Origin of the sequence: Cellulomonas xylanilytica, from assembly GCF_007989805.1 — a bacterium.
GTDB classification, from domain to species: domain Bacteria; phylum Actinomycetota; class Actinomycetes; order Actinomycetales; family Cellulomonadaceae; genus Cellulomonas; species Cellulomonas xylanilytica.
The window spans coordinates 73,859-85,982 of the sequence record NZ_BJUB01000005.1; the positions used below are offsets into that span (position 1 = coordinate 73,859).

General features: G+C 72.9%; 6 protein-coding genes. 2 read left to right on the forward strand and 4 right to left on the reverse strand.

Annotated elements, in window-relative coordinates; genetic code table 11:
- The first annotated feature begins 89 nt into the window (after positions 1-89).
- Positions 90-1,406, forward strand: coding sequence for a hypothetical protein (locus CXY01_RS09180; protein ID WP_146927132.1), 1,317 nt, complete (start codon positions 90-92; stop codon positions 1,404-1,406).
- Between the two features lie 112 nt (positions 1,407-1,518).
- Here the strand turns inward: CXY01_RS09180 and CXY01_RS09185 are convergent, their stop codons facing one another.
- Both CXY01_RS09185 and CXY01_RS09190 read right to left on the reverse strand, forming a co-directional pair.
- A complete protein-coding gene (locus CXY01_RS09185) occupies positions 1,519-6,849 on the reverse strand; it encodes a PKD domain-containing protein (protein ID WP_146927133.1) in 5,331 nt (1,776 codons plus the stop codon).
- Positions 6,850-7,015: 166 nt separating this feature from the next.
- Positions 7,016-7,705 carry a DUF4352 domain-containing protein gene (locus CXY01_RS09190; RefSeq protein ID WP_146927134.1) on the reverse strand — a complete coding sequence of 230 codons (690 nt, stop codon included), beginning with the start codon at positions 7,703-7,705 and terminating at the stop codon, positions 7,016-7,018.
- Positions 7,706-7,917: 212 nt separating this feature from the next.
- Here CXY01_RS09190 and CXY01_RS09195 point away from each other — a divergent pair, with 212 nt between their 5' ends.
- Positions 7,918-9,576, forward strand: a complete 1,659-nt coding sequence (locus CXY01_RS09195) for a tyrosine-protein kinase domain-containing protein (RefSeq protein ID WP_186813343.1) — start codon at positions 7,918-7,920, stop codon at positions 9,574-9,576.
- Between the two features lie 5 nt (positions 9,577-9,581).
- Here CXY01_RS09195 and CXY01_RS09200 read toward each other — a convergent pair whose 3' ends face one another.
- The gene (locus CXY01_RS09200; protein WP_146927136.1) at positions 9,582-11,150 is read right to left on the reverse strand and encodes a glycosyltransferase family 39 protein; all 1,569 of its coding nucleotides are present in this window, start codon (positions 11,148-11,150) and stop codon (positions 9,582-9,584) included.
- Positions 11,147-12,112, reverse strand: a complete 966-nt coding sequence (locus CXY01_RS09205; RefSeq protein ID WP_186813344.1) for a glycosyltransferase family 2 protein — start codon at positions 12,110-12,112, stop codon at positions 11,147-11,149. Before CXY01_RS09205 ends, CXY01_RS09200 begins: the two co-directional genes overlap by 4 nt.
- Positions 12,113-12,124 lie beyond the last annotated feature (12 nt).

Here is a 12,124-nt window from a genome sequence, read left to right on the forward strand (position 1 = left end):
TCAGCCGCTATCCACCCGACTGCCGGTCTGCGCTCGCCCGGACGGTGGGAGACTGAGACCCCGCGGACCGCGAGAAAGGCGGCGAACCTGTGCCTCCTCTCGTCCGGACGGGTGCCGTCGGGTCCGACACCCTGGAGCGCGGGGGCCGGGGTGCGTGGCACACCGGAGGGTCCGCCTGGGTCGCCGCCGCCACCGTGCTGCTCGTCGCCACGCGGATCCCCGTCGCGCAGGGCGTGACGCTCGGGATGCTCGCCTCGGCGGTGTTCCTGCCCGTCTGGTGGCCCGTCGTGGTCCGGTGGGCCGGCTACCGGTGGATCGTCGCGGGCGTGCTGGCGTCCCTCGTCCTCGGCTTCTGGCTGACCGAGCTCGCGTCGGCGACCTTCCCGACCTCTCAGCGGGCCCTGATCTTCTCCAGCGTGATGGCCCTCGAGCTCGCGCTCGGGATCGGAGCCGTCATCTGGGCGCGCACGCTGATCCCCGCGCCCGCGATCGCCGTGCTCTTCGGGGTCGGCATGTTCTTCGCGTCCAGCGGGGAGCTCGACCCGGACACCAACCTGTGGCGCTTCCGTCTGGCCACCCCGGTGACGATCATCGCCCTGGCCCTCGCCTGGTACGTGGGCAAGGTGTGGGTGCAGGCCCTCACGACCGTCGTGCTCATCGCCGTGTCGGCGCTGAACGGCGGACGTTCCGCGACGGCCATCCTCGTGCTCGCGCTCATCGTGGTCCTGGCGCAGTCCTGGGGCCCGGCGCGATCCCGGCGCACCTCCCGGCTCCGCGCGGCCGCGCTCGCCGCCGTGCTCGTCGTGGCGCTGTACAACGTCGGGCAGAGCCTCATCCTCGAGGGGTACCTGGGCGAGTCGGCGCAGCAGCGCACCGAGGCGCAGACGGCGGCCAGCGGCTCCGTCATCCTCGGGGCGCGCCCGGAGCTCGGCGCGACGATCGCCCTGTTCGCGCACCGGCCCTACGGGTTCGGCAGCGGGACGCAGCCCACCGCCGAGACGGTGGTCGTGGCCAAGACCGGCATGGCGTCGATCGGCTACGACCCGAACAACGGGTACGTCGAGCGGTACATGTTCGGCAGCGGGATCGTGCTGCACTCCACCATCGCCGACTTCTGGGCCCGGTTCGGGTTCGCGGGCATCGCCACCGGTGTCGCGCTCCTCGCCGTCACGATCAACGGGTACCTGCGCCGCCTCGCCAGCAAGCAGGCGGCGGCGCTCCTCACCTACCTCGCGGTGCGGACCATCTGGAACCTGCTCTTCAGCCCCGCACACTCGTCGCTCCCCCAGATCATCCTCACCGTCGGGCTGCTCGCCTGGGTCGTCGTCCGCGATCCCGCGACGCCGCGAGCCGCCGTCGAGACCCCGGCGCCCGCCCTGGACTCGGCGCCCGACAGCCGGGCCTGACGGCCGCCGCCCACCCCCCGGAGGCGGTCCGCCGTCGCGCCCCGGACGCGAGAGACCCCCGGCACCGGAGCGGTCTCCCGCTCCGACCCGGGGGTCGCCTGCGCCGGTGCCGTCAGGCGACCGGCTCTGCCGTGAGGTCGTCGAAGGAGAAGACGACCGGTCCCACCGTGGCGGACCCGGCGAGGTAGGTGGTCACACCCACCGTCCCCGGACCCTGCAGGCTCGCGGCGGCGTCGACCATGCTGACCTGCCAGTCGGCGGGCTCGGTCGTGCCCACCTCCCAGACCTTGGCACGCACCGTGGTCGGGGCGGACCCGACGACCTCGAGGACCACGCGGAGCCGGTCGCCACCGTCGAACGTCAGGCCCGGCACCGTGATCCCGCTGACGACGACCCCGGCGCCCCGCGACACGTGCAGCTGGACGCTGCCGTCCGCGACGAGCTTGAGCCGTGCGCCGTAGGCCTCGCCGCCGACCTTGCGTCCCTGCACCATGATGAGCGACCCACCACCGTCGGGGCGCTTGTCCGCGCCGACCGTGAGACCCACGCGCGCGCTCGGCGACGCGGCCGCCGGGAGCGTCGCCCCGAGCGTCACCCCCGCGGGGATGGTGAACGTGCCCGCGCCGCCGTCCACGCCGAACCTGCTCGCCGTACCCGTGAGCGCCCAGGCGCCCCCGGTGTCCGCCGCGCCCCAGCCACCCGCGACGGTGCGCGTGAACGCGTCGGCGACGAAGGGCTGGTTGGCCGGCGGGGCCGCGACCGTGACAGACGTCGTCGAGGTGGCGGTGGCACCGGTGTTGTCGGTGGTGGTCAGCGTGACCGGGTAGGTGCCGGCCGCCCCGTACGTGTACGACGCGGTCACACCGCTGGCGGTCCCGCCGTCGCCGAACTGCCAGGCGTACCCCGTCACGGCCCCGTCGGGGTCGGACGACGCCGACGCGTCCACCGAGACGCCGAGCCCGTTCACCGTCGGGGTGAACACCGCCGTGGGCGCCTGGTTCGGTGCTGCCGCGCCCACCGGCCGGGCGGAGAGCTCGTCGTAGGAGAAGACCACGGGGCCGTTGGCGGCCGAGCCGGACAGGTACGACTGGATGCCGATCCCACCCGGTGCCTGCAGCGCCGGCGTCGCCGAGTCGGTGAACGTGGCGAACCACGCCGCCGGCTCGGGGTCGCCGACCTTCCAGACCTTGGCCTGGACGGTCGTCGGGGAGACCCCCGTGACCTGCAGACGCAGGTTCAGCCTCGTCGCCGCGGTGAAGGTCAGCCCGGGGACCGTCCCGCCGACGAGCGTCGTGCCGGGCCGGGTGAGGTGCAGCTGCACCGCGCCGTTCTCGTACAGCTTGATGCGGGCGCCGTACGCCTCACCCGTGCTCGCTCGCCGGCCGAGGACCGTGAGCATGGCACCGCCACCGCCCGGGACCTTGTCGGCGCCGACCGTGGTGGTCAGGTCCGTGCTCGTCGAGGACACCCCGGCGAGGACGGACGTCGTGGTGATGCCCGCGGCCAGCGAGACGTTGCCGGTCGAGCCGTTCACCGAGAACCGGCTCGCGGTCCCGGTGCTCGTCCAGCCGCCACCGACGTCGGCCGTGCCCCAGCCGTTGGCGACGGTCCGGCCGAAGCCGTCCACCGCGAACGGTGCGTTGGCCGGCGGCGTGGAGACCGTGACCGGTTCGGACGTCGTCGCCGAGTCGCCGTCGTCGTCCGTCACCGTGAGGGTCACGGTGTAGGTCCCCGGCGCGGCGTAGGGGTGCGAGGTCGTCGCGCCCGTCGCGGTGGGGGTCCCGTCGCCGAAGTTCCAGGCGTACGTCTGCACGGTGCCGTCCGGGTCCGTGGAGCCGGACGCGTCGAGCGCCACCGACAGTCCCGTGGCGGTCGCCGTGAACGCGGCCGTCGGTGCCTGGTTCGGGATGACGACGAACACGTTGCGGGACGCCGTCCCCGTGGCGCCGTCGTCGTCGGTCACCGTCAGGGTGACCGTCTTCGTCCCGTTGCTCGTGTAGGTGTGGCTGGCCGTCGGGCCGGTGGCCGTCACGCCCTCCCCGAAGTTCCACGCGTAGCTCGTGACGGAGCCGTCGGGGTCCGAGGACCCGGTCGCGTCGACCGAGACCTGACCGCCCACGACGCTCGCGCTGAACGCGGCCGTCGGGGCGACGTTCGGTGCCGTCGTCGTCACGACGTTCGTCACCTGGGACGTCCCGCCGTCGTCGTCCGTCACCGTCAGCGTGACCGAGTGGTCGCCCGCCGTCGTGTAGACGTGCGTCGCCGTGGCACCGGTGGCGGTGGCACCGTCACCGAAGCTCCAGGCGTACCCGACCACGGTGCCGTCGCTGTCGGAGCTCGTGGAGCCGTCGACGAGCACGGTCTGGTCGGTCACCGTGGACGTGAACGCCGCGGTCGGCAACGCGTTGGGCGGGACCGCACCGCTGCCCAGCTGCCAGTGCGAGGCCACCTGCGCCGGCGTGAGCGCGACCGGGTAGATCGCAGCCTCGTCGATGGTGCCGTCGAACCAGGGCTGCGGGCCCCAGGTCGTGTCGCCACCGATCCGCCAGTAGCCGGTGTACTCCTGCGCCGCGGTCTGCGGGTGCGTGCCCCGCAGCTGGCCGTCGACGTAGAGCCGCATGCCCTCCGACGACTGCGTCGCCACGAGGTGGTGCCACGCGTTGTCGTTGTACGCGGCCGGCGTGGTGATGGTGTTGGTCTGTCCGGTCCACACGCCGAACGTCAGGCGACCGTCGGTCTCCATGTACACGTGCCGGTCGTAGTTGTTCGAGGTGCCGGAGGTGGCGTCACCGAACCCGATGAGCTTCCCGCCCGACGTCGTCGAGGTCTTGAACCACAGCTCCTCGCTGTAGGTCGTCGGGCCCGACGCCGGCTTGGTCGCGACGACCAGCCCGTGCGTGCCGCCGGTCGGCGGCAGCTGGACGGCCTTGCCCGGGCCGGGCACGGCCCCGTCGACGCGGTAGTTGACCGCCCCGCGGTAGGTGCCCGGGTTCTCGGTGGGTCCGGCGTCCGCCGCCATCGAGCTGCCGGCGGCGTCGTCGAGGCGCCAGTAGACGTCCGGCGAGAGGCCGAAGACGGCGGCACCGTAGGCGTCCGCGGGAGCCGTCGGCAGGGCCGAGGGCCGCCCGGAGGCCACCCAGTGGTTGTTCACCTGGGCCGCCGTCAGCGGGGTCGAGTAGATCGAGACGTCGTCGATGTCGCCACGGAAGTAGGCGTCACCGGACCACGGGGAGTCCCCGCCGATCCGCCAGTAGCCCGAGTACGACTGAGCCGACGTGACGTTGCTGGCCTGCGCGACGCGCTTGCCGTCGATGTACAGCTTCTGCCCGTCCGGGCCCAGCGTCGCGACCGCCTGGTGCCAGGTGCCGTCGTTGTAGGACGACCCCGAGGTGACGATCTTGCTCGCGTTCGGGTAGACCCCGAACACGACCTGGCCCGACGGCAGCATGTAGATGTGCCGGTCGTAGCTGCCGCTGTTCCCGGTGTTGCGGTTGCCGAAGCCGACGATCTTCCCGCCGGTCATCGTCGTCGTGCGGAACCAGGTCTCGATGGAGAACACCTGCGGCCCGGGGACCGCCGTGTTCGTGGCCACGAGGCCGGAGGTCGTGCCGGAGAAGCTCGCCGCCTTGTTGGTGTCGCCGAGGATCGCCCCGGTCACGCCACGGGTCACGCCCGCGCTCGCGGTCGCGTCGGAGAAGCCGGCCCAGTCGTTGACGTCGGGCCCCATCGGCTCACCGAGCCGCCAGAACGAGGTCGCGTCGTCCTCCCACACGGCGTCGGTGTAGGCGCTCGCCACGCCGTCGGCGTTGACGGTCACCGTGACGTAGTCCGAGCGAGCCAGGTTGCCGAACGGGTCGACCGCCTCGAGGCGGTACCGCTGGCTTGACCCAGGCGTGAGGTTCCGGTCCACGAAGCCCATGGACTGCGGCAGCCAGAACGGCGTGGTCACGGTCTCGGTGTAGATCGGGGGCGTCGTGATGTTCGTGCGGTACAGCTTGTACGTGAGCGTGGCGTTGTCCCGGTCGTAGTTGGTCTTCCAGGACAGCCGCACCTGACCCGACGCGAACGAGTTCGCCGAGAGGGGGAAGTTGGCACCCGAGAGGCGCGGTCCCTGGACGTCGGGGGCGATCGCGGACCGCGCGAACCGCGCGAGACCCTGCTGGCCCGCGCCGTTGACCAGGGTGAACTCGCCACCCATCAGGACGTAGTCGTCGTTGCCGTTCACGGTCCACGGCCCCTGGCCCTTGCCGGTGAACGTGCCCGCGTTCATCGTCGGGTACCAGTTCAGCATGCGCGGGGCCGGCTCACCGTCGTGGTCCGGGTAGCCGTACGGGTCCACCGTGTTCACACCGAAGACCGCCTTGCTCGTGGCGGTGGCGCGGTAGTAGGTCCACGGGTCCGTCTGGGGGAAGCCGCCCGTGTTGCCGCAGAAGTGCTTGTGGCTCGCCGAGTAGACCTCGTCTCCGGCCGGGAACGCCGAGTACGTGTCGCCGTGGCAGTCCTCGACCCAGTTCATCTGGCCGGTGGCCCAGCTGGCCGAGAACGACCCCTCCATGTTGCCGCCGCCCCCGAAGTGGTAGCCGGCTCCGTAGAAGCTGGTCCCGTCCGACTCGAGGCTGAGCACGGCGGAGTCCTGGCCGCCGTTGCGGATGAAGCTGTTGACCGGCAGCGGGATGCTCGCGCCGGTCGCCGTCGACACCCGCGCGAGACCGTAGCCCGCACCACCGTTGACGCTCGTGAACGCGCCACCGAGGATCAGCGACTCGCCGTCGGGGGCGGCCAGCACGGCGCGGATCGAACCGCCGGAGACGGTCGGGTTGAAGGGGAGCACGGTCGAGGTGACCGGGTCCAGGCCGGCGACGCCGACGCGCGCCGTGCCCTGCACGCTGGTCAGCGATCCGCTGAAGAAGACACCGGAGGGGGTGGCCGTCACGCTGACGAGGGGTGCGTTCACCGTCGGGCGGAACGTCGTCAGAGCGCCCGTGGCGGTGTCGAACGACGCGATGCGGTACCGCGCCTGGCCGTCGATCGACGTGAAGTTGCCGACCGCGTACAGCCGGGACCCGTCGGGAGACAGCGCGAGGTCCTTGACCTGTGCGTTGAGCACGGGGGCGAACGACGGCTTGAGCACGCCCGTGGTCAGGTCGTAGGCCAGCAGGTGCGTGCGGTTGACCTCGTTGGCACCCGGGGCGGACCCGGCCGGCCTGGCCTTGGTGAAGTCACCCGCCACGTACACCGTGTTGCCCACGATCTGCTGGTTCCAGACCACCCCGTTGACCTGGACCGTGGGCAGCGAGTCCGCGGTGACGGTCGTCGGCTCCGCCGGGTCCAGTGGCGCGGTGTCGGCCTGGGCCGGGGACGCGGCCACCAGCCCGGCGAACCCGAGAGCGATGACGGCGAGGGGGGCCGCGACGGCCCGCTGTGCCCACGTTGACCGCTGCATGTGCCGTTCCTCCTGATTGGGGGCTCAGGTGACGTACAGCTGAGCGACTGGGGAGAAACTAATGCCGAAAAGGGACAAACAGGTCACTGCACAGGGGTGAACTTGCCCGTTTTGGGGGTGATTGTCGCCCGTTCGGCGGCACCGCGTCGTGGACGCGCTCGACGCCTCAGACCCCTGCGGGACCCCGGAGCAGCACGACGGCCGAGCCCACGGACAGGTCGAGCTCGATGGTGACGTCGTCGCGGGCGTCGACCGGCACGTTGAACACGAAGGTGCCGGTCGACGACGCCCCCGGCTCCACCTGCTCGGCGAACGGCACCGTGCCGGGCTGGCCGAGCGGTGTGGCCGGGGTGGCGTCCGCCCCGTAGTAGAGGTTGACCACCGCGGTCGTCAGGTCGAGGGCGCTCGCCGTGCCGTTGGTGATCTCGACCGACACGCGCAGCGACGGGCCGCCCACCTCGCCCGGCAGCTCGGCCGTCCCGTCGACCGCCTCGATCAGGGCGACCCGGGCCGTGACGTCGGCCGCCGGCGTCCCCGTGCCGTCGATCGGCGCCGTCTGCGTCGAACCCGGCTCCGGGGCGGGGGCAGGGGCAGGGGCCTCGCCCTCGGCCGGGGCGGACGGCTCCTCGGTCGGTGTGCTGCTCGGCGCCGACGAGGTCGCCGAGGCCGTCTCGGACGCGGAGGCGCTCGTCCCCGTCGCGGTCGGCGACGCGTCGTCCGACGTGGGGCGCGTGAGCGCGATGCCGATCGACACGGCCAGGACGACCGCGACCGCACCGGCGACCCACCACCACCACGCAGGACGACGGCGCGAGGCGCCCTCGTCGACGGGCGGGGAGTTCACTGGCTCAGACATGGGGTGCTCCGCGCGCCGGGGGTGGGGACGAGGCGAAAGTGTAGGGGCGGTGGGTCGCGGCCGTACCGCCGCGCACCGTATTTCAGCCGCACCCGCCCCGGTCGGTGCTCGGGCCTCGTGAGACGATGGGCGGCCGGTGCGGCACCACCACTTTCCCTCGTGGATCGGGGTCCGTGGGGGCGAGGGCGAGGGCGGAGGAACGTGCGTTGGGCATGAACGAGTACTTGTCGGCGCTGCGCAAGCGGTGGTGGGTGATCGCTGTGCTCGCCGCCGTCGGCGCAGGCATCGGCTACTACAACACCCAGTCGGCGACGCCGATGTACCGGGCGAGCAGCGAGATGTACGTGTCGCTGACCCGCGGCGACACCGTGGGCGAGCTCGTGCAGGGCTCGACCTACACGCGTGGCCTGGTCGAGTCGTTCGTGCAGCTGGCCACCACGCCCCGAGTTCTCGATCCGGTCGTCGAGGACCTCGGGTTGACCGTGAGCAGCCGCGCCCTCGCCGGAGCCGTCACCGCCGACTCCCCGCTCAACACCGTGATCATCAAGGTGACCGCCGTGTCCACCGACCCGGACCGCGCGGCCGCGATCGCCAACTCGGTGGCGACGCACCTGTCCGAGACCGTCGTCGAGCTGTCGCCGACGTCCGCGGAGGGAGCCGCGACCGTCACCATGAACGTCGTCTCCCCCGCCGTCGCGCCCCTGCACCCGTTCTCCCCGAACAAGAAGCTGGACGTGGCCACGAGCCTCGCCCTCGGCCTCGCGCTCGGGTTCGTCATCGCCCTGGTCGTGTCGCGGCTCGACACCCGCGTCCGCACGATCAAGGACATCCCCACCGAGCCCGAGCGGGCGATGCTCGGCGTGGTCCCCCTCGATCGTTCGATCCGCCGTCACGGCGGGCGCGCGATCGTCGAGGTGCCGCACTCTCCGCTCGCCGAGTCCTACCGCCGCGTGCGTACCAACCTCCAGTTCCTCAACCTGGCCACGCCCCTGCGGGTGGTCGTCGTGTCGTCGGCCGTGCCCAACGAGGGCAAGACGATGACCTCGATCAACCTGGCGCTCACCATGGCCGAGCAGGGCAAACGAGTGCTCCTGGTCGACGCCGACATGCGGCGGGCGAGCGTGGCGAGCGAGTGCGGGCTCGAGGAGAGCGCCGGCCTGTCGACCGTGCTGGTGGGCGAGGCGACCCTCGAGGAGGTCGCGCAGGTCTGGGCCACTCCGACCCTGCGGGTCGTCACGGCGGGCACTGCCCCGCCCAACCCCGGACAGCTCATCGAGTCGGAGGCGATGTCCGCCTTCCTGCACCGGGCACGCGAGCTGTACGACTTCGTGGTCGTCGATGCCCCGCCGCTGCTGGCGGTCACCGACGCGGCGGTCCTCGCCCACCGGACCGACGGGGTCATCGTCGTGGCCGGGTCCAGCAAGGTCCGTCGGCACGAGCTCGTCGAGGCCCTCGACTCCCTGGACGCCATCGAGGCGAACGTCCTCGGCATCGTCCTCAATAAGGTCCGGCGGTCGCGGTCCGCCGGCTACGCGTACAGCTACGGCTCGGCAGGCCGCAAGAAGTCGCGTGCGCGCCGGCGGCCGTCGTCGGCGACCGCGGTCCCCGTCGTACCCGACCCCACCGCCGCGCCTCCCCCGGCGGTCGCCTGGCAGCGGCGGGGCCCGGACGCGGGCGCGCACGTCGCCGAGCAGAGCGCCCACGAGCCTCCCGCGCCGAGGGAGCCGTCCGACTCCCCCGCGCAGGACACCGCGCACGGCGCCGTGGACGAGAGCGCACCGGTCGAGCCCGGCACGCGGACCGAGCACGACGTGCTCGAGCCCGGCACCTCCGACGAGCGCCTGCGTGACGAGGAGCCGGCCCGGGGCTGACGCGGTCAGCGACCGAAGGTGATCACCTGGTCGAGGGCGCCGTTCCACGTCTCGCCCTTCACCAGGCCGGCCGCCTCGATGGCGTCGTCGTCGCGCGCCGCAGCGTCCGCCGGGTAGTCGTGCCGACGGACGACGACGAGCGTGTCCACGCCGGCCAGCGCCTCCTCGGCGTCACCGATGAGCACCGACCTTCCCAGGAGGTCCCCCGCGTCCACGGGGCTCACGACGAGTGTCATGTCGACCGTGCCGTCGAAGGCCTGCGGGTACGCGACCGAGAGGTTGCGCGTGGTGAGCCGGACCTCGGGACCGGTGGGCGGGTACCGCGGGGAGAAGTAGACGCCGTCGCCCGCCTGCACCTGCGTGGCCACGCGCTCGGCCGCCTGCTGCCAGTCGGACCCGCTCTTTGCGTTCTCCGTGCGCTGCGAGACCAGGACGGGCAGGGCGAACGAGACCAGGAGCGCGGCGACGACCACCCGGACCGCGTCACGGCGCAGGGCGGCGAGACCGAAGGCGACGAGCAGCGCGACGCCGGGTGACGCGAAGGCCAGGTAGCGCGGCGAGTAGGTGGCACTGACCAGGGCGTACGCGACGAGGACGACGGTCGGCGCGACCACCCACGGGAGGGCCCAGCCCAGGAGGTCCCGCGTGGGGGCGTCGAGCGGCCGACGACGCGCCGCCGCGACGACCGCGCCGACGACCAGGGCGACGACGGCCAGCGCGAGCGCCACGGACGCGACCTGCCACACCTCGATCCCGGCGGGGGTCGGTGCCTGCTGACCGCGGGTGTACACGGTCGGTGTCTCCCCGAGGAACCACTGGTTCACCACGACGTTGCGCGCGAGCTCGGCGGCCGATCGCGGGGCCTGACCGATCTGCCCCGACTGCCCCAGCGCCGTCAGCACCATCGGCGCGGTCACCGCGATCCCGACCGCCCCGGAGACGAACCAGCGCCGCAGCACGGGTCGGTCGCCGCGGTGCAGGAGCAGCAGAGACACCCCGTGCGCGACCACCAGCAGCACCAGGTAGAGGTTGAGCAGGACCGACGACGCCACGAGCGCGGCGTAGAGCACCCACCACCGCGCCCGCCCGTCGCGCACCGCGACCAGCAGCGCGAGCGTCGCCCAGACGCCGCACGCGGTCGCGAACGCGAACGGCCGGGCCTCGACCCCCATCCAGGCGACCCGTGGGAGCAGGACGAAGGCGGCTGCCGCCACCGGTGCGGACGCAGCCCAGCCGAGGCGGACGGCGATCAGGTAGACCCCCGCGGTCGCCAGCCCGATGGCGACCGCGCTCGGTGCGCGCAGGGCGAGCTCGCTCTGCCCCGCCACCGCGATCCACCCGTGCATGAGGAGGTAGTACGTCCCGTGCACGGCGTCGATGGTCTGCACCATCCGCCACAGCTCGGGCAGGCTGCGGGTCGACGCCGAGATGGTCGCGGCCTCGTCCGTCCACAGCGACGGCGTCCACGACCCGAGCGCGACGACGACCGCCGCCACGACGCCGGCCAGCGAGGCACGCAGGCGGTCCGAGCCCCAGACGCCCGGGGGTGCGACGTGGGATGCGGTCGCCGTCACGGTCGTGCGTAGTCGAAGACGACCGCGCCGAGCGCGCCCGAGATCATGCCGCGGCCCCGAGCGGCGGTGCGCCGACCTTTCGCGTCGTGCTCGTCGGACCGCAGGAGCCGCCCGACGACCGACCGTGCCGTGCCGCCGGCCGTGCGGATCGCGCCGGCAGCGAGGCACCGCGCCCGGACCACGGCACGCGCCGGGGCGGAGGGCGCGAGCACGATGCTGCACCGGCTCGCGGAGTTCCCGCTGCGGCGTGCCCGGTGCAGCACCCACTCGCGTGTGGTCCGCTCTGCGGGGACCACGTCCGTGACGATCGCCTCGTCGCACCACACGAGTGCGGCGCCGCTCGACGCCAGCTGTCGGGTGAACAGGGTGTCGGACCCGCCGCTCAACCCGAACTGCGCGTCGAACCGCAGCCCCAGGCGCTGGACGGTGGTCAGGTCGAGCAGGAGGTTGTTGGTCGCCGCGACGTCCACGTGCGTCCCGGTCGGCAGGCGCCGACGGTCGAAGAAGCGCCCCGCGGTCACCCACGGCTCGAGCGGCACGGCCATCTCGGAGACGACGGGGCCGACGACGGCCGCGGGTCGGCCGGCGCGGTACGCGTCCAGCATGCTCGCCAGCCATCCCGGTGACGGCCGCTCGTCGTCGTCGATGAAGATCAGCACATCGGCGTCGGACGAGGCGTCCAACGCCCGGTTGCGGGCCGCCGCGATCCCCGGCGTCGCCTCGTGCTCGTACCGCACGCCGTCGCCGAACGGTGCGAGGGTCTCGCGGGCGCCGCCGGCGGGGTCGTTGTCCACCACGAGCAGCTCGACCGTGTCCGGGACCGCGGCCACCTGCTCGAGCAGCTGCGGGACCACGGCGAGCAGGTCGTCCGGCCGACGGTAGGTGAGGACCGCGACGGTGACGGACAACGGGTGCGTCGAGCTCCTCGTCGTCGTCGGCGTCCTGGGGTCGACCTGTGCCACTCGCGGCTCCGT